Consider the following 17,712-nt stretch of genomic DNA (forward strand, 5'->3'; position numbering starts at 1 on the left):
GGATATGGAACAGGGAGAGATGATGGATTCGTTCGACCACGCAGTCGCGCCGGTAACGGCGGCGCTGCTCGCCGGGGGCGTCGGCGTGCTGCTGCTGGCCGCCGGGATTGCGAAACTGCGTGATCGCGACACGTTCCTTGGCACGCTCGCCGCCTACCGGCTGGTGCCCGATCCGCTGCTCGGCCCCGCCGCCTGGGCGCTGGGGGCGGTGGAAACCGTCCTGGGCACGATGCTGCTGGGCGGGGTGTCCGTGCGCGCGGCCGGGTACGGGGCCGCCCTGCTGTTCGTGCTGTTCGCGCTGTCCATGGCGGTCAACGTGATGCGCGGCCGGACCGACCTGTCCTGCGGCTGCCTGCCGGGCCTGGCCTCGGCGCGGCTGTCGTGGGGCGCGGTGGCCCGCACGCTGCTGCTGGCGCCGCCGGCGCTGCTGCCCGGCCTTGCCGGCCTGCCCGCCGCCGCCCTGCTGCGCTATCAGTCCCTGGCCGCCGGGGCCTGCCTGCTGGCGCTGGGGCTGGCCGCATCGCACCTGCTGCCCGCCGGTGCCGAGGAACCGTCCGCATGATGACTGCCCTGATCGTCTCGCAGATCCTGCTGTTCGCCGCGATCGTCGTCCTGGTCCTGGTCGTGCTGGCCCTGGCCCGCCAGATCGGGGTGCTGCACGAACGCATCGCCCCCATCGGCCTGCAGCAGCCCCAGTCCGGGCTGGATGTCGGGCAGGTGATTCCGCGCATCACCATGCGCACCCTGTCCGGCGCGCCGTTCCCGATGGGCGAGGCCCTGCCGCCGGGCACCGTGCGCATGCTGCTGTTCGTGGCGCCCGACTGCCCGGTCTGCAAGCGCGTGCTGCCCGTCGCGCTGGACGTGGCGCGCGATCGCGGACTGGACCCGGTCCTGGTCGGGGACGGCGCCGCGCCCGAACTGGTCGCGATGCGCGACCGGATGGGCCTGGGCGGCGTCGCCTTCGTCACGGGGGTCGAACTGGGCCTGGTGCTGCAGGTCAGCCGCCTGCCGACCCTGGTGCTGCTGGATTCCAACGGCACCATCCTGGCGAAGGACGTGGTCAATACGCGGCGGCAGGTCGAAGCCCTGATCCCCGCCGCCGCCGGGCGGGCGGCGTAGGGCCAGGGCCCGGACCAGGGCCAGGACCCGGCCTTTAAAGCGCCAGCGCCTGCTCGATGACCGCCAGCCCTTCCTCGATCAGGCTGTCCGGCGCCGTCAGCGGCACCAGGATGCGCACCGTCTCGCCCTGGATGCCGCATGACAGCAGGATCAGCCCCCGTTCGGCGGCGCGGGCGCAGATCGCGGCGGCCCCGCCGACGCGCACCGGCCCGTCCGGCCCCTCCAGGATGTCGAAGCCGATCATGGCTCCCGGTCCGCGCGGCGCGCTGATCGGCGTCAGGCCGCGCCGGCCGCGCATCCCCTCCAGCCGGTCGCGGATCAGGGCGCCGATCGCGTTCGCCCGCTCCACCAGCCCCTCTTCGGCAATGACGTCCAGGACCGCCAGCGCCGCCGCGCAGGCGATCGGCGCCCCGGCATAGGTCCCGCCCAGCCCGCCGGGCCCCACCGCATCCATCAGCGCGGCGCGGCCGATCACGCCCGACAGCGGAAAGCCGCCGCCCAGCGATTTCGCGATACAGACCAGGTCCGGCGCCACGCCCGACAGTTCGATGCCGAACAGCCGCCCGGTCCGCGCGAAGCCGGTCTGCACCTCGTCGGCGATCAGCACGATCCCGTGCGTATCGCAGACCGCGCGCAGCGCCCGCAGCAGGGCGGCGGGGGTCGGACGGAATCCGCCCTCGCCCTGTACCGGCTCGATGATGATGGCGGCCACCTGCGCCGGATCGATATCGGCCGCGAACAGGAAATCCAGCGCCTTCAGGCTGTCCTCGACCGTGACCTCCCCGGCCGGGAACGGCACGTGATAGACGCCCGCCGGCATGCTGCCGAACGGCGCCTTGTACGGCCGGACCTTGCCGGTCAGCGCCGACGCCAGCAGCGACCGGCCGTGGAAGGCGCCGGTAAAGGCCACGACGCCGCTGCGCCCGGTCGCCGCGCGGGCGATCTTCACGGCGTTCTCGGTCGCCTCGGCCCCGGTCGAAAACAGGATGGTCTTCGCCGGGCCGGGAAACGGCGCCAGCCCGTTCAGCCGCTCGGCCAGGGCGATGTAGGATTCATACGGCGCGACCTGGAACGCGGTGTGGGTGAACAGCTCCGCCTGCCGCCGCACCGCCTCCATCACACGGGGGTGGCGATGGCCGACATTCAGCACCGCGATGCCGCCGGCGAAGTCGATATAGCGCCGCCCCTCGACATCCCACAGCTCGGCATTCTCCGCCCGCGCGGCATGGATGGCGGTGGCCGATGCGACGCCGCGCGGCACCGCGGCCTCGCGCCGGGCCTGAAGATCGGAATTGGTGGATGACATCGTGCCTGTCCTCGTCTGGCGTGAATCCGCCCGACAGATGTAGGCCACGCCCCGCCGACGCGGGAGCCGCCTTGTCGGTCGTCCCCGGTGACGTCCGGTCACCGCCCGCCACGCCGTTCCCGGTGGCCGGGGGCGTCCGTCAGGCCATGACGGGCCAGTCGATATCGCCGTCCCGCGCGATCTGCTCGAACAGCGGCCGTGCGAAGAAGAACCCCTGGAAGAAGCGGCCGCCCACGGCGTGCAGGGCCCGCACCTCCTCAAGACGCTCCACGCCCTCGATCACGACCTTGACGCCCAGATCGGTGGCAATTCGTATGATGCCGGCGATGATCGTGCGGCGCACCTGGTCCCGGTCGCAATCCTGTACCAGGGCCCGGTCGATCTTGATGATGTCGGGCTTGAGATCGGCCAGCCGCATCAGCCCGGACTGTCCGGTCGGGAAATCGTCCAGGGCGACCTTGAAGCCATGGTGATGATATTCGCCGATGATGTCCTGCAGGTGCTTCGTCTCGGTCAGATGTTCGGTCTCGAGGATCTCGAAGGTCAGGTTTTCCAGGGGAAAATCGCTTTCGCGGGCGGCCTGCAGCGTCGCCTGGATGCAGGCGCGCGGGTTATAGACGGCGTTGGGCAGGAAATTGATGCTCAGGCGGCGGTCCAGCCCAAGCCGGGACGCCAGCCGGATGGCCCGGGTGCGGCACGCCTGATCGAAAGCATACAGGTTTTCCTCCGTGACCTGCGCCAGGACGCTCGGCGCGCCCTCGCCCCCGGGGCCGCGAACCAGGGCCTCGTACCCGTCGATGCGGCGATTCACCAGATCGACGACGGGCTGGAAGGCCATCGTGAACGGAAACAGATCCTGATGGTCGTGGCAGGCCTGGCAGGGGGCGCGACTGGACGGGGGTGATGCTGTCATGGGGGGTTCCGGACGTGGATATTCGAATTCATGACTATCGCATGTCGGTCCCGGAAAGCAGCCCATATCCAGCCGCTTCGCTATCCGGGACGCCCCGCATGGCCAGTCGCGGGAAATCCGTGTAGCGTGTCCGCAACCGTGATGATCTTTCGCGGATCGGCATCGGGGAAATCGAAGCGCGGCCATGCACGACGTCATCGTGGGGTTGATCCTGCTGTTCGTGGCCGCGATCAGCAGCCTGTTTTCCCGGCTTCTGCCCGTGCCCATCCCGCTGCCGCTGTGGCAGATCGCGCTGGGGGTGGTGGGGTCCGTGGCGGGGCTGCATGTCGTGCTGAACCCCGACATGTTCATGCTGCTGTTCATTCCGCCGCTGCTGTTCCGCGATGCGTTCCGCATGCCGACGCGCGAATTCGGCCAGTTGCGCGGCATCATCTTCGCCCTGGCGGTGCCGATGGTGGTGGGGACCACCATCCTGTGCGGCTATGCCGTGCACTGGCTGATCCCGGTGCTGGCGCTGCCGGCCTGCTTCGCGCTGGCCGCCGTGCTGTCGCCGACCGACGCGGTGGCCCGTGGGCGGGCATGCTGGGGGCCGTCCGTGCCGCGCACCATCGTCCACCGCTGCTGGACGGCGAATCCCTGCTTGAACGACGCGTCCGGCCTGGTCTGCTTCCGGTTCGCGGCGGTGGCCGCCGTAACGGGGGCGTTCTCGCTGCGCGGCGCGCTGGCCACGTTCGGCCTGCTGTCGCTGGGCGGAATCGCGATCGGCATCCTGGTCTGCTACGCGGCGGCGCGGCTGGACCGGATGCTGCTGCGCCGGGGGTACGACGACCCGCCGACCCAGGTCACCTTCATGCTGCTGCTGCCCTTCGCCGCCTACCTGCTGGCCGAACTCGTGGGGTGCTCGGGCATCCTGGCGGCGGTGGCGGGCGGCATGACGGCCAAGCTGACGGGCGTGCTGCAGGAAACCCAGATCACCACCCGCCTGCAGGCCCGCACGACGTGGGACATGGTCGGCTTCGTGTTCAATTCCATCATCTTCCTGCTGCTGGGCCTGCAGTTGCCCGACCTGGCGGGAAACGGGATCGCGCTGGTGCGGCAGGCGGGCCGGTCGCCCTGGCTGCTGCTTCTGGTCATCGTCGCCATCCACCTGGCCATGTGCGTGCTGCGCTTCGCGGGGTTGTGGATCATCCTGGCGGTGGCGGCGTGGCGGGCCCGGCACGAACGCGGGGCGATGCACTGGCCGGGCCTGCGCACCGTGCTGGTCGGCACGGTCGCGGGGGTGCGCGGCGCGGTCACGCTGGCGGCGGTGCTGTCCCTGCCGCAGGCGGTGGGGGACGTGCCGGGCTTTCCCGACCGCGACCTGCTGGTGACGCTGGCCACCGGGGTCATCCTGGTGTCGCTGCTGGCGGCCAGCCTGACCCTGCCCTGGCTGGCGCGCGGCATGCCGGCCGGGCAGGTCGACCCCCAGGCGCGCGAGGTCGACTGGGCGCGGCTGGTGCTGCTGCGCACGATGATCCGCGCCATGCGCGACGAACAGGCGGCCCTGACCGCGCGGGCCAAGATCCGCGACGAGGCCGGCGAAACCCGGATCGAGATCATCGCCCGCCTGATGCAGGAATATGAAAACCGCCTGGGCCAGTTGCAGCGCGACGGTGACGGCGCGGCCAGCGCGGCGCAGGTCGGGTCGATCCGGCGCATGCGCCTGGAACTGGCGATCCGCCTGACCAACCTGCGCGCGTCGCGGATCGAACTGCGCAACCTGCGCGCCGCCCAGTACGTCAATGACGAAACCGAATCCCTGCTGCAGCAGGAAATGGATTACGAGGAACAGGTCCTGCGCAACCGCGCCCGGACCCTGCCACGCGTCGCGTGACGGCTGTTTCAAAAGCCCCGCTGCCGGCGATCCGACGCGCGTTTCCTGTGCTCCGATGCTCTCGGCCCATAAGGCCGCTCCGCTTCGGTGCGCGGGAACACACGACGGGCGCGATCCTTCGGGCCGCTCTCGCTCAGCATCGGGGTTTTTGAAACAGCCTTTTATATGCGCCGCAGGCGCGCCTCCGCGCCCGGTCCGCCCCGAAGCGGATCAGCGCATCGGCGGCCGGGCACGAGAAGGCCGGCCGCGCCCCCGCACAGCAGGCGGCGCGACAGGTCCATTCCCGGCCCCTATGCCGTCACAGGGTGCGGATGCGCCGGGGCGATCCCCCGGCCGGCCGGTCCCCCCGGGGCGTGCGCGGGGCGCCGGCGGGCTGGTCCTTCAGGGCCGGGGCGGCGGCCAGTTCGGCCTCGAGCTGGCGGATGCGCTTCTGCACGCTCTCGCGCAGGGTGGGGGCAGTATGCGATTTCATGGCCGCCAGTGTCTCGCGCAGGTCGCGCAACTGCTTCTGCTTTTCCGCGTGGGTGCGGCGGATCGGCTGGTTGTCGGACATCTGGCCGTGGAATGCGCGCATGGTACTCGTCCATATCAGAAAGTGAGAGGTCGGGCCGGGGGGCGGCCGGACAGTGTGTGGTCAGTCCGCGTTCCGGGTCAGGATGGTGCCCAGCGCATCGGTCAGGACCCGGCATTCCTCGTCGGTGCCGACCGTGATGCGCAGCCATTCCGCGATCCTGGGCGTCCTGAAATGACGCACGATGATGGCCCGCTCCCGCAGGGCGGCGGCCAGGTGTGCGGCGTCACGATCAGGATGGCGGGCGAACACGAAATTCGCCTGCGAGGGCAATACCTCGAACCCCAGGCCCCTCAGGCTGGATGTCAGCCCGATCCGTGTTTTTATGATCTTTCCCGTGGTTCGTGCAAGCCATTCCCGATCGGCGATGGCGGCGGCGGCCCCGGCCTGGGCCAGCCGGTCCAGCGGATAGGAATTGAAGCTGTCCTTGACGCGGTTCAGCGCCTCGACCAGGTCGGGATGGCCGATCGCGTACCCGACCCGCAGCCCGGCCAGGGCATGGGATTTCGACAGGGTGCGCACCACCAGCAGGTTCGGAAACCGCCGCACCAGCGGAATCGCGGTATCGGCGCCGAAATCGACATAGGCCTCGTCGATCACCACCACCCGGTCGGGCTGCGCGCGCAGCAGGGTCTCGATCTGTCCCAGCCCCAGCGCGATGCCGGTCGGCGCGTTGGGGTTGGGCAGCACCAGCCCGGCGCAGGGGCGCCGGTAGTCGTCCACGTCGATCCGCATGGCGTCGTCCAGCGGCACCGGCTGGTGCGCGATGCCGTACAGCCCGCAATAGACCGGATAGAAGCTGTAGGTGATGTCGGGCGTCAGCAGCGGCGCGTCATGCTGCAGCAGCGCGTGGAAGGCATGGGCCAGCACCTCGTCCGATCCGTTGCCGACGAAGATCTCGTCCATGCCGACATCGTGGGCCTGCGCGATGGCGGCCCGCAGCCGTTCGGACGTCGGGTCGGAATACAGCCGCAGCGTATCGTCGGCGGCGGCGCGAATCGCCTCCAGCGCGCCAGGCGGCGGGCCATAGGGCGATTCGTTGGTGTTGAGCTTGATCAGGTTCGTCAGTTTCGGCTGCTCGCCCGGGACATAGGGCGTCAGGCGGTGGACGACGGGGCTCCAGAAACGGCTCATGACAGGTTCCGCTGGCGGGAAGGAAAGGACGTGCCCTTCTAGAGGATCATCCTCGGGAACGGAACGCGGTCAGGAACGCGCCGCCGGCATCAGCGTCGTCAGCGCGGCCAATCCGTTCCGCGCGGCCAGCAGCCGGGGGCTGTCGCCCTCGCCGTCCCGGTAGTCGGGATCGGCCCCGCATTCCAGCAGGAAGGCGGCCATCGGCGCGCGGTTGAACATGGTGGCGAACATCAGCGGCGTCCGCCCCACATGGTTCGGCGCGTCGATCGCGGCGCCGGCCGCCACCAGTTGCCGCGCCACCTCCACGTCGCCCTTGAAGGCCACGCCGGCCAGCGCCGTCGCCCCCTTGCCGTCGCGCAGGTCGACCGTGGCACCCCCCTTGATCAGGCAGGCGACGGTTTCGGCATGGCTGTTGTACGCCGCCAGGATCAGGGCGGAATGCCCGCGATCGTTGCAGGTGTCGGGGTTGATCCCGGCCTCCAGGAAGGCGGCGACCAGGTCGGTCTGCCCGTCCCGCGCCGCGTCCAGGAACAGGCCCGCGATGTCGTCGGCGCTGAATTGGTCCGGGGCGGGGGACGGCGTCTGGTTCATCATGGCCTCGGGGAGTCGGGTGAATCGGGGCCCCGATCCTATCAGCGGGCCGCCTGCTGTGCGAGTAGGGGCTGCGCCGCGGCGGCGAAGGCCCGGCATTCCCCATGCGCCAGCCAGGTGAACCGGCCGGCATCCAGCCCCGCCGCCGCGCAGGACGCGGCCAGCCGGTGCAGCGGTTCGTCGAACGGCTCGTCGGTCAGGCGGAAGGTGCCGAAATGCATGCCGATCGCCTGCGCCGCGCCCAGTTCGGCCATCGCCGCCACGGCTTCCTCGGGCGTGGTGTGCACCGCCGCCATCAGCTCGCGGGGGTCATAGGCGCCCACGGGCAGCAGGGCGACGTCCGGCGCGCCCAGCCGCGCGCGGATCTGCCCCCAGTGCCGCCCGTGCGCGCTGTCGCCCGCGAAGAAGACCGAAGGCGCCGCGCCCTCCGCCGGCCGGATGTCGAACCCGCCCCACAGCGCCCGGTTCCGGTCGAACGGCGTGCGGGCCGACCCGTGGCGCGCCGGCGTGCAGGTGATGCGCAGCCCCCCGACCGTGTGGCCCTGCCACCAGTCGCATTCCACGACGTCGCGCAGGCCCGACCCGCGCAGGTGGCGCGCATTGCCCGGCGGCGTGATGACGACCGGCGCGTCGCGGCGGGCGAAGAAGGCCAGGCTGTCCAGGTCCATATGGTCGTAATGACAGTGCGACACCACGATCGCGTCCACCCGGGGGCAGGCTGCCGATCGCCCGGCCCGGCGGCCGCACCCGGCGCGGCCCGGCCCAGCGCACGGGCGAACAGCGGTCCGAAAAGACGGGGTCGGTCAGGACCGTCACCACCGACCCGTCGGCGGCGCGCAGGCGCAGCAGGAAGGTGGAATGTCCGATGAAGGTGACATGGGCATGGCCCGGGGCCGGCGCGGCATGCGGGTCGCCCGCCGGAGCGGGCCCTTGCGGCGGCACGGGCCAGGCGGCGCGGCGGCGGCGGGCCCATTGCCAGCGCAGGATCGACAGCAGGCGCCCGGGGCGCGGCGCCCCGCCGGCGGCGGCAGGCGCGGGGGGCGGCAGGATGCTGGCGGGATTGAAGAAACGGCGCCCGTCGCAATGGTCGGACACGGGCAGGGGGGCAGGCGGCATCATGGTCCTCCACGCGCGGGCGCCCATTATGGCGCGCCCGCCCCGTCCACGCGACCCGCCCCCGCGCGCGCCACGGTCGAGAACTCGTGATGAGCGGGGACTGGAATCCTGCGGCCAGCCGGCGCTCTATTACTGCGAACGTTTTTTGGGTCCGTCACGTGACTTGCCCCCGGGGGGAGGTCGTGAGATTGTACTGCGGAAAATTCGTCCGGGCCCCCGGGTGGCCAGGGTCACAGAACGGCCAGGGTCGCGACCGGATGACAAAAAAATGACGAACGGGATCCCCAGGCAAGGGCAGTCCTCAACCCATGGTATCGAAGCGTGCGTGCCGCCGCCGGGATGACCGGCGCAGCGTGGCCGCTTCATGGGCAGGGGACCCGATCGGATGGATGAGACAGGGCAACCATAATGGAGAAGGCGATTTAATGCGTTCCATATTCACCCAACCTGTTCGGGCCTTCGAAGGCGGGGCCACCGGCCCGTCCGCCGAGGATGTGCTGTGCATCAACACCATCCGTACCCTGTCCATGGACGGGGTGCAGAAGGCGAATTCCGGCCATCCGGGCACGCCGATGGCCATGGCGGCGCCGGCCTACGCCCTGTGGCAGAACGTCCTCAGCTACGACCCGGCCGATCCGCTGTGGCCGAACCGCGACCGGTTCGTGCTGTCGATCGGCCATGCCTCGATGCTGATCTATTCGCTGATCTACCTGGCCGGCATCCGCGACGTGAAGCACGGCACGGTGCTGGACGCGCCGTCGCTGACGCTGAAGGACCTGGAACAGTTCCGCCAGCTCGATTCCCGCACCCCCGGCCACCCGGAATACCACCACACGGCGGGCGTCGAGACGACGACCGGCCCGCTGGGCCAGGGCTGCGGCAATTCCGTCGGCATGGCGATGGCGGAAAAATGGCTCGCCACCCGCTTCAACAAGCCGGGCTTCCCGCTGTTCGACTATCACGTCTACACGTTCTGCGGTGACGGCGACATGATGGAAGGCGTGGCCAGCGAGGCCGCGTCGGTGGCCGGCCACCTGCGCCTGGGCAACCTGACCTGGATCTACGACAGCAACCGCATCTCGATCGAGGGCTCGACCGACATCGCCTTCACCGAGAACGTGCAGAAGCGGTTCGAGGGCTATGGCTGGCACGTGCTGGAGGTCAAGGACGCCAACGACCAGGCGGCCTTCCTGGCGGCGCTGGCGGACGCCAAGGCCGAAACCGGCCGTCCGACCCTGATCATCGTGCATTCCGTCATCGGCTGGGGCGCGCCCCACAAGGCCGGCACCGCCTCGGCGCACGGCGAACCGCTGGGCGACGCGGAAATCCGCGGCGCGAAGAAGGCCTATGGCTGGCCGGAAGACAAGAGCTTCTACGTCCCCGACGGCGTGCTGGAACATTTCCAGAAGGGCCTGGGCGCCCGTGGCGCCGCTGCCAGCGCGCAGTGGAAGGCGCTGTACGCGTCCTACGCCAGGGACTATCCCGACCTGGCGAAGGAAGTGGACGCCATCCTGTCCAATCGCCTGCCGGAAGGCTGGGACAAGGACATCCCGGTGTACGAGCCCAGCGCCAAGGGCGTGGCCTCGCGCCAGAGCTCGGGCGAGGTGCTGAACGCGATCGCGCCGAACTTCCCGTGGCTGATCGGCGGCTCGGCCGACCTGTCGCCGTCCACCAAGACCAACCTGACCTTCCAGGGCGCGGGCTCGTTCCAGCCGCCGGAATGGAACGGCACCTATGGCGGGCGCAACCTGCATTTCGGCGTGCGCGAACACGCCATGGGCTCGATCTGCAACGGCATCTCGCTGGCGGGCATCCGGGCCTACTGCTCGGGCTTCCTGATCTTCTCGGACTACATGAAGCCGCCGATCCGCCTGTCGGCGCTGATGAACCAGCCGGTCGTCTATATCTTCACGCATGATTCCATCGGCGTGGGCGAGGACGGTCCGACCCATCAGCCGATCGAACAGCTCGTGCAGCTTCGCGCCACCCCCGGCGTGACGCTGATCCGCCCGGCGGACGCGAACGAGGTCGCGGAAGCGTGGCGCACGCTGATCCCGATGACCGACCGCCCGTCGGTGCTGATCCTCAGCCGCCAGAACCTGCCGACGGTGGACCGCACGGTCTATGCCCCGGCGTCGGGCCTGGCCAAAGGCGCCTACGTGCTGGGCGATTGCGACGGCACGCCGGACGTCATCCTGATGGCGACGGGCAGCGAGGTCGGGCTGGTGGTCTCGGCGTACGAGACGCTGAAGGCCGAAGGGGTCAAGGCGCGCGTGGTCTCCATGCCGTCGTGGGACCTGTTCGAGGCCCAGCCGAAGGAATACCGCGACAGCGTCCTGCCGCCGACGGTCACCAACCGCGTCGCGGTCGAAATGGCCTCGCCGGTCGGCTGGGACCGCTATGTCGGCCTCAGCGGCTCGATCATCGCCATGCACGGCTTCGGGGCCCTCGGCCCCGGCCGGCGGAACTGTTCAAGAAATTCGGCTTCACCGTCGAAGCCGTCCTGGCCGAAGCGCGCAAGCAGGTGGCCAAGGGTTGATTCGTGGCCGGGGCGCCCGCCACGCGGCGCGCCCCGGCCCGTTTCGGTTACCGAAAGGGGCGGGGACCGGCTTTTGGCCGGCGATAACCCGCCATGACAACGAAGGAGCAACACCATGAACGTCGTGCAGAAGACGGGTGTTCAGGGCGCCGCCAATCCGCTCAAGGCACTGGAACAGTTCGGCCAGTCCCCGTGGCTGGACTTCATCCAGCGATCCTATACCGAGAACGGCAGCCTGAAGAAGCTGGTGGACGAGGACGGGCTGAAGGGCGTGACCTCCAACCCCGCCATCTTCCAGAAGGCGATGGGGCAGGGCACCGATTACGATCCGCAGTACAAGGACATCCTGGCCCATCGCATCGTCGATGCCGGCACCCTGTACGAAACCATGGCCATCGACGACATCAAGGCGGCGACCAAGGTCCTGTTCCCGGTCTATGAAGCGACCAAGGGCCTGGACGGCTATGTCAGCCTCGAAGTCTCGCCCTACCTGGCGCGCGACACGCACGGCACGGTGGAAGAGGCCCGCCGCCTGTGGAAGGCGGTCGATGCCAAAAACCTGATGATCAAGATCCCCGGCACGGACGAGGGCGCGCCCGCGGTGCGCACCGTGATTTCCGAGGGACTGAGCATCAACGTCACGCTGCTGTTCTCGATCGACGCCTACAAGAAGGTGCTCGAGGCCTACATCGCGGGGCTCGAGGACCGGCACGCCAAGGGCCTGCCCGTGTCGGGCATCGCCAGCGTCGCCTCGTTCTTCGTCAGCCGCATCGACGGCAAGATCGACAAGAAGATCGACGACCGCGTGGCGGCCGGCGACAAGGACGCGGCGGCGCTGAAGGCGCTGCGCGGCAAGGTCGCGATCGCGAACGCCAAGGTCGCCTACCAGCATTGGCTGGAGGTCACGAAATCCGCCCGCTGGCAGAAGCTGGCGGCCGCCGGCGCGCAGACGCAGCGCCTGCTGTGGGCCAGCACGGGCACCAAGGACAAGACGTTCAGCGACGTGCTGTATGTCGAGGAACTGATCGGCCCGGACACGGTCAACACCATCCCGCCCGCCACGTTCGACGCCTTTCGCGACCACGGCAAGGTCCGTGCCTCGCTGACCGAGGACGTCGAGGGCGCGCGCCACGTGATGGCGGAAGCCAAGCGCCTGGGCCTGGACCTGGACGGCGTGACGACCACGCTGGTCAATGAAGGCGTGTCCTCGTTCGCCGACGCGTTCGACGACCTGCTGGGCTCGGTCGCGACCAAGCAGAACGCCCTGCTGGGCCATGCGCTGACCACCACGACGCTGAACCTGCCCGCCGACATCGACGCGGCGGTGAAGGCCAGCCTGGACACATGGCGCAAGGACGGCACCGTCCGCCGCCTGTGGGCGCGCGACGCCACCGTCTGGACCGGCAAGGACGAATCAAAATGGCTGAAATGGCTGGATATCGTCGAGGACCGGCTGGCCGACCTGCCGGCGCTGGAAGCCTTCCAGGCCGAAGTGAAGCAGAAGGGGTTCAAGGACATCCTGCTGCTGGGCATGGGCGGTTCCAGCCTCGGGCCGGAAGTGCTGGCCGAAACCTTCGGCAAGCATGACGGCTTCCCGCACCTTTACGTGCTGGACAGCACCGACCCGCAGCAGATCAAGGCGTTCGAGAAGAAGGTCGATCTCGCCCACACGCTGTTCATCGTCTCGTCCAAGTCGGGCGGCACGCTGGAGCCGAACATCCTCAAGGCCTATTTCTTCGACGCGGCCAAGAAGGTGCTGGGCGACAAGGTCGGCAGCCATTTCGTGGCCGTGACCGATCCCGGCTCGCATATGGAAGAGGTAGCGAAGAAGGACGGGTTCTGGAAGATCTTCTACGGCGACAAGCAGATCGGCGGCCGGTATTCGGTGCTGTCGAATTTCGGCATCGTCCCCGCCGCCGCCTCCGGCGTGCCGCTGAAGCTGTTCCTGGACTCCGCGCTGCGCGGGGTGAAGGCCTCGGCCGCCTCGGTGCCGCCGGCGCTGAACCCGGGCGTGGTGCTGGGCACCGTGCTGGGCGTCGCCGCCACGCAGTTCGGCCGCGACAAGGTGACGTTCGTGACCTCGCACCCGATCAGCGACATGGGCGCGTGGATGGAACAGCTTCTGGCGGAATCGACCGGCAAGATCGGCCGCGGCTTGATCCCCATCGATGACGAGACGCTGGGCGCGCCCGCGCTGTACGGAAAGGACCGCGTCTTCGCCTATCTGCGCCTGGACACGGACGCCTGTTCGGAAGAGGACGAGGCCGTCAAGGCCCTGGTCGCGGCGGGCGAGCCGGTGGTGACGATCCACCTGCAGGACAAGCGGCAGATCGCGCAGGAATTCTTCCATTGGGAATTCGCCACCGCCGTCGCCGGGTCCATCCTGGGGATCGACGCCTTCGACCAGCCGGATGTCGAGGCGTCGAAGATCGAAACCAAGAAGCTGACGACCGCCTATAACGAGACGGGCAAGCTGCCGCCGGAAACGCCGTTCGCGACCGATGGCGCCTTCTCGTTCTTCGCCGACGCGACCAACGCGGCGGCGCTGAAGGGCGACTCGCTGGCCGCCATCCTCAAGGCCCATTTCGGCCGGGTGAAGGCGGGCGATTATGTCGGGCTGCTGGCCTATATCGAACGCGACAATGCACACCGCGCCTGGATCCAGCGTACCCGCCTGGCCATCCGCGACGCGCTGAAGGTCGCGACGGCCGCCGAATTCGGGCCGCGCTTCCTGCATTCGACGGGCCAGGCCTACAAGGGCGGGCCCAACAGCGGCGTCTTCCTGCAGATCACGGCCGACGATGCCGCCGACCTGCCGGTCCCGGGCGAGAAGTTCACCTTCGGCGTGGTCAAGGCCGCGCAGGCGCGTGGCGATTTCGACGTCCTGGCCGAACGGGGACGCCGTGCGCTGCGGGTGCATATCTCGGGTGACCTGAAGTCCGGCCTGCAGGCGCTGGGCCAGGCGATCACCGCCGCGCTCTGATCCGAACCGCCCCGTCCGTCCTGCGGACGGGGCATTTCTGCTGGCCCCCGGGCACCGCCCGGGCGGCCGAATTATGCGTGGCGAAGGGCCGCGCCAAGGAGATTCAAGAACATGCAAATCGGCATCATCGGCCTGGGCCGCATGGGCGGAAACATCGCCGTCCGCCTGTCGCGGCACGGGCATGACGTGGTCCTGTTCGATCGTGACGCCGCGACGGTGTCCAAGGTTTCCGAACGGATCGAAGGCGGCCGCGGCGTCGCCGCCACCAGCCTGCCCGACCTGGTCGCGAAGCTGACGGCCAAGCGCAAGATCGTGTGGGTCATGCTGCCGTGCGGCGAGATCACCGAGAACGCGGTGCAGGAACTGTACGGCCTGCTGGGCAAGGACGACATCGTCATCGATGGCGGCAACACGTACTACAAGGACGATATCCGCCGTGCCGCCCAGCTTGCGGACAAGGGCATCCACTATGTCGACGTCGGCACCTCCGGCGGCGTGTGGGGCCTGGAGCGCGGCTACTGCATGATGTACGGCGGCACCAAGGATTCGACCGACCATATCGACCCGATCCTCGATGCCCTGGCGCCGGGCAAGGGCGATGTCGCGCCGACCCCCGACCGCGGCAAGCCGGGCCTCGACCCCCGGGCGGAGAAGGGCTACCTGCATTGCGGCCCCGCCGGGTCCGGCCATTTCGTGAAAATGGTCCATAACGGCATCGAGTACGGTATGATGCAGGCCTTCGCCGAAGGCTTCGACATCATGAAGTCCAAGAACTCGCCCAAGCTGCCGGAAGACCAGCGCTTCGACCTGAACATGGCCGACATCGCGGAAGTCTGGCGCCGCGGCAGCGTCGTGTCGTCCTGGCTGCTGGACCTGACGGCCGAAGCCCTGGCCAAGAACGCGTCGCTGTCCGAATTCACGGGCGAGGTCGCGGATTCCGGCGAAGGCCGCTGGACGCTGGAAGCCGCGATCGAGGAAGCGGTGCCGGCTCCGGTCATCACCGCCTCGCTGTTCACGCGCTTCCGCTCGCGTACCGGCAACAACTATGCGGAAAAGGTCCTCTCCGCCATGCGGTTCGGCTTCGGCGGCCACGTCGAAAAGAAGGACTGAGTCCTCAAAACGACGGGTGGCAACAGTTCAGGGAAAAATCTGACATGGATGGAATCGTCGCGTCTGCATCGTCCGAAATCCAGGGGGCAGGCCTGCAGCCGCGGCGTGCTCCCCCGTGCACCTTCGTCGTCTTCGGCGGGGGTGGGGACCTGACGAAGCGGCTGCTGGTCCCCGCCATCTACAACCTGGCCTGCGCCGGGTTGCTGGATGACGGTTTTTCCATTGTTGCCGTCGATTGGGCCGAACTGTCCGACGACATCCTGCGCGCCCAGTTCCACGAGGCGCTGCAGGATTTCGTGGCCAAGCGCGGCACCGCCGCCGCCGTGCTGCGTGACGACATCTGGCGCTGGCTGAACACCCGCGTGTCCTACCTGCGCGGCTCGTTCGAGGACCCGGCGACGTTCGAACGGCTGGGCGCGCGCATCGGGAGCGGCAATGCCGTCTTCTACCTGGCGGTGGCGGCGCGTTTCTTCGGCACCATCGTGGACCGCCTGGGCGAATCCCACCTGACGGACGAGGTGGGCGAGACCTATCGCCGCGTCATCGTCGAAAAGCCGTTCGGCCACGACCTGAATTCGGCCCGCGAACTGAACATCCGCCTGCTGCGCACCCTGCGCGAGCGGCAGATCTACCGGATCGACCATTACCTGGGCAAGGAAACGGTCCAGAACATCATGGCGCTGCGGTTTTCCAACGGGTTCTTCGAACCGCTGTGGAACCGCCAGAACATCGACCATGTCCAGATCACGGCGGCCGAAACCGTGGGCGTGGAAAAGCGCGGCCGCTTTTACGAAGGCACCGGCGCGCTGCGCGACATGGTGCCCAACCATCTGATGCAGTTGCTGGCCATGACGGCGATGGAGGCCCCGGTCTCGTTCGACGCCGACGCGGTGCGCGACGAGAAATCCAAGGTGCTGAAGGCCATCCACTGCACGGGGCCGGAAGACGTGGTGCGCGGCCAGTACGGCGGCGGCGTCCTGGGGGGCACCCCGGTGCGTGGCTATCGGGACGAACCGGACGTGGCGCCGGCTTCGCGCACCGAAACCTATGTGGCGATGAAGCTGGCCATCGATAACTGGCGCTGGGCCGGCGTGCCGTTCTACCTGCGCACCGGCAAGCGGCTGGCGGTGCGCAAGACCGAAATCGCGATCCATTTCCGCCGCGCGCCCTACGCGCTGTTCCGCGACACGCCGGTCGACCGGCTGACGCCGAACATCATGACCATCCACATCCAGCCGACCGAAGGCGTCACCCTGCAGTTCGGGGCCAAGATCCCGGGCCCGACGGTGCGGCTTGGCGGCGTGCGGATGAAGTTCGACTATTCCGAATGGTTCAGCGAGGGGCCGAGCACCGGCTACGAAACGCTGATCTATGATTGCCTGACCGGCGATGCGACGCTGTTCCAGCGCGCCGACAATATCGAGGCCGGATGGCGCGCCGTGCAGCCCGCCCTGGACTGGGGCGAGCGGACCGAGGCCGCGCCGCTGTGCCCCTACGCCGCGGGATCGGCCGGCCCGATCGAGGCCGACGCCCTGCTGGCGCGCGACGGTCGCCAATGGCAGGACCTGGCGGAATGACGGCCACGGACCCGGGCGCGGCCCGCCGTGCCGGCCCGTCGGACCGCATCCGCCTGGTCATTTCCGATATCGACGGCACGCTGGTCACGCCGGACAAGCGCCTGACGCCGGCGGTGCTGGACACGGCGCGGGCGCTGCGCGCCGCCGGCATCGCGCTGTGCCTGGTCAGCAGCCGCCCCCCGCGCGGGATGGAGATGTTCCTGGGCCCGCTGGGGATCGACACGCCGCGCGCCGGACTGAACGGCGGCCTGGTCACGCAGCCGGACGGCACCATCATCTCGCGTCTGTCATTGGACCCGGACGCGGCGCAACAGGCGGTCGGGATGCTGCAATCCCACGGCGTCGATGCGTGGCTGTTCGTCGGCCATGACTGGCTGATCACCGATCCCGACGGCGCGTATGTCGAGCGCGAACGCCGCACGGTGCAGACCGACCCGGTCGTGCTGCCCGATTTTGCCGGGCATTACAACGATGTGGGCAAGATCATGGGCGCTTCGTCCGACTATCCCCTGCTGGCACGGATGGAGGCGGACATCGGCACCCGGCTGGCCGGCCGGGCCAGCGTGCACCGTTCCTCGGACTATTACCTCGATATTACCCATCCCCAGGCGAACAAGGGCTATGCGGCATTGGAACTGGCGCGGCTTATGGATATCGATATCCATGACGTGGCCTGCATCGGGGACATGAACAACGACATCCCGATGCTGGACGAGGCCGGCGTCTCGATCGCGATGGGCAACGCCCCCGACGGGGTGAAGGCGCACGCCCACTTCGTGACCGACACCAACGAACAGGATGGCTGGGCGCATGCCATGGAACGATATGTCCTGCCCCGGGCCCAGGCGAACAGGGCCCAGGCGAACAGGGCCTGAGGGGA

Annotated in this window: 14 protein-coding genes and 1 pseudogene; 9 read left to right on the top strand and 6 right to left on the bottom strand. The window is 69.0% G+C overall.

Features of this window, described 5'->3' with window-relative positions; translation table 11 throughout:
- Positions 1-19 precede the first annotated feature (19 nt).
- Positions 20-562: a MauE/DoxX family redox-associated membrane protein gene (locus tag GDI_RS01305; protein WP_231854181.1), complete on the top strand. Its 543-nt coding sequence runs from the start codon at positions 20-22 to the stop codon at positions 560-562.
- On the top strand, positions 559-1,119 hold the full coding sequence (locus GDI_RS01310; protein WP_012222520.1) for a thioredoxin-like domain-containing protein: 561 nt from the start codon (positions 559-561) through the stop codon (positions 1,117-1,119). The genes GDI_RS01305 and GDI_RS01310 overlap by 4 nt, the downstream gene beginning before the upstream one ends.
- Before the next feature lie 34 nt (positions 1,120-1,153).
- Here the strand turns inward: GDI_RS01310 and gabT are convergent, their stop codons facing one another.
- Both gabT and GDI_RS01320 read right to left on the bottom strand, forming a co-directional pair.
- Positions 1,154-2,425 (bottom strand): 4-aminobutyrate--2-oxoglutarate transaminase, encoded by a 1,272-nt coding sequence (gene gabT, locus GDI_RS01315; protein ID WP_041249239.1) that lies wholly within the window; start codon positions 2,423-2,425, stop codon positions 1,154-1,156.
- 139 nt (positions 2,426-2,564) lie between these two features.
- Positions 2,565-3,338, bottom strand: coding sequence for an EAL domain-containing protein (locus GDI_RS01320; RefSeq protein ID WP_012554261.1), 774 nt, complete (start codon positions 3,336-3,338; stop codon positions 2,565-2,567).
- A 184-nt stretch (positions 3,339-3,522) separates the two neighbouring features.
- Here GDI_RS01320 and GDI_RS01325 point away from each other — a divergent pair, with 184 nt between their 5' ends.
- Positions 3,523-5,211, top strand: a complete 1,689-nt coding sequence (locus tag GDI_RS01325; protein ID WP_012222527.1) for a Na+/H+ antiporter — start codon at positions 3,523-3,525, stop codon at positions 5,209-5,211.
- 298 nt (positions 5,212-5,509) lie between these two features.
- On the opposite strand, the gene GDI_RS01330 is transcribed toward GDI_RS01325, so the two are convergent.
- The 4 genes from GDI_RS01330 to GDI_RS20525 all read right to left on the bottom strand — a co-directional run bounded on the left by GDI_RS01330 (position 5,510) and on the right by GDI_RS20525 (position 8,202).
- The gene (locus tag GDI_RS01330) at positions 5,510-5,785 is read right to left on the bottom strand and encodes a hypothetical protein (protein ID WP_012554263.1); all 276 of its coding nucleotides are present in this window, start codon (positions 5,783-5,785) and stop codon (positions 5,510-5,512) included.
- 60 nt (positions 5,786-5,845) lie between these two features.
- Positions 5,846-6,916 carry a histidinol-phosphate transaminase gene (gene hisC, locus GDI_RS01335; RefSeq protein ID WP_012222533.1) on the bottom strand — a complete coding sequence of 357 codons (1,071 nt, stop codon included), beginning with the start codon at positions 6,914-6,916 and terminating at the stop codon, positions 5,846-5,848.
- A 69-nt stretch (positions 6,917-6,985) separates the two neighbouring features.
- Positions 6,986-7,507, bottom strand: coding sequence for an ankyrin repeat domain-containing protein (locus GDI_RS01340; protein WP_012554265.1), 522 nt, complete (start codon positions 7,505-7,507; stop codon positions 6,986-6,988).
- A gap of 41 nt (positions 7,508-7,548) precedes the next feature.
- Positions 7,549-8,202, bottom strand: a complete 654-nt coding sequence (locus GDI_RS20525; RefSeq protein WP_322786473.1) for an MBL fold metallo-hydrolase — start codon at positions 8,200-8,202, stop codon at positions 7,549-7,551.
- A gap of 163 nt (positions 8,203-8,365) precedes the next feature.
- Between GDI_RS20525 and GDI_RS20530 the strand changes: the two genes are divergently transcribed.
- From GDI_RS20530 to GDI_RS01370, 6 genes and pseudogenes are all read left to right on the top strand, one after another.
- Positions 8,366-8,713 (top strand): hypothetical protein, encoded by a 348-nt coding sequence (locus GDI_RS20530; RefSeq protein WP_322786474.1) that lies wholly within the window; start codon positions 8,366-8,368, stop codon positions 8,711-8,713.
- Positions 8,714-9,048: 335 nt separating this feature from the next.
- A pseudogene (tkt, locus tag GDI_RS01350) lies at positions 9,049-11,162 on the top strand (transketolase).
- Between the two features lie 115 nt (positions 11,163-11,277).
- Complete coding sequence (locus GDI_RS01355; RefSeq protein ID WP_012222545.1) at positions 11,278-14,145, top strand: bifunctional transaldolase/phosoglucose isomerase; 2,868 nt, start codon at positions 11,278-11,280, stop codon at positions 14,143-14,145.
- A gap of 111 nt (positions 14,146-14,256) precedes the next feature.
- Complete coding sequence (gnd, locus tag GDI_RS01360; protein ID WP_012222546.1) at positions 14,257-15,255, top strand: phosphogluconate dehydrogenase (NAD(+)-dependent, decarboxylating); 999 nt, start codon at positions 14,257-14,259, stop codon at positions 15,253-15,255.
- Between the two features lie 44 nt (positions 15,256-15,299).
- Positions 15,300-16,832 carry a glucose-6-phosphate dehydrogenase gene (zwf, locus tag GDI_RS01365; protein WP_012222547.1) on the top strand — a complete coding sequence of 511 codons (1,533 nt, stop codon included), beginning with the start codon at positions 15,300-15,302 and terminating at the stop codon, positions 16,830-16,832.
- Positions 16,829-17,707 (top strand): Cof-type HAD-IIB family hydrolase, encoded by an 879-nt coding sequence (locus tag GDI_RS01370; protein ID WP_012222548.1) that lies wholly within the window; start codon positions 16,829-16,831, stop codon positions 17,705-17,707. The genes zwf and GDI_RS01370 overlap by 4 nt, the downstream gene beginning before the upstream one ends.
- Positions 17,708-17,712: the final 5 nt, after the last annotated feature.

This window comes from Gluconacetobacter diazotrophicus PA1 5, assembly GCF_000067045.1.
Taxonomy (GTDB): Bacteria; Pseudomonadota; Alphaproteobacteria; order Acetobacterales; family Acetobacteraceae; genus Gluconacetobacter; species Gluconacetobacter diazotrophicus.

Excerpts from the sequence above, each read along its gene's own strand:
- gnd (WP_012222546.1), top strand. The coding sequence starts at position 14,257 with ATGCAAATCGGCATCATCGGCCTGGGCCGCATGGGCGGAAACATCGCC.
- GDI_RS01310 (WP_012222520.1), top strand. The coding sequence starts at position 559 with ATGATGACTGCCCTGATCGTCTCGCAGATCCTGCTGTTCGCCGCGATC.
- GDI_RS01325 (WP_012222527.1), top strand. The coding sequence starts at position 3,523 with ATGCACGACGTCATCGTGGGGTTGATCCTGCTGTTCGTGGCCGCGATC.
- GDI_RS01355 (WP_012222545.1), top strand. The coding sequence starts at position 11,278 with ATGAACGTCGTGCAGAAGACGGGTGTTCAGGGCGCCGCCAATCCGCTC.
- GDI_RS01340 (WP_012554265.1), bottom strand. The coding sequence starts at position 7,507 with ATGAACCAGACGCCGTCCCCCGCCCCGGACCAATTCAGCGCCGACGAC.
- hisC (WP_012222533.1), bottom strand. The coding sequence starts at position 6,916 with ATGAGCCGTTTCTGGAGCCCCGTCGTCCACCGCCTGACGCCCTATGTC.
- gabT (WP_041249239.1), bottom strand. The coding sequence starts at position 2,425 with ATGTCATCCACCAATTCCGATCTTCAGGCCCGGCGCGAGGCCGCGGTG.
- zwf (WP_012222547.1), top strand. The coding sequence starts at position 15,300 with ATGGATGGAATCGTCGCGTCTGCATCGTCCGAAATCCAGGGGGCAGGC.
- GDI_RS01305 (WP_231854181.1), top strand. The coding sequence starts at position 20 with ATGATGGATTCGTTCGACCACGCAGTCGCGCCGGTAACGGCGGCGCTG.
- GDI_RS01370 (WP_012222548.1), top strand. The coding sequence starts at position 16,829 with ATGACGGCCACGGACCCGGGCGCGGCCCGCCGTGCCGGCCCGTCGGAC.
- GDI_RS01320 (WP_012554261.1), bottom strand. The coding sequence starts at position 3,338 with ATGACAGCATCACCCCCGTCCAGTCGCGCCCCCTGCCAGGCCTGCCAC.
- GDI_RS20530 (WP_322786474.1), top strand. The coding sequence starts at position 8,366 with ATGTCCGATGAAGGTGACATGGGCATGGCCCGGGGCCGGCGCGGCATG.
- GDI_RS01330 (WP_012554263.1), bottom strand. The coding sequence starts at position 5,785 with ATGCGCGCATTCCACGGCCAGATGTCCGACAACCAGCCGATCCGCCGC.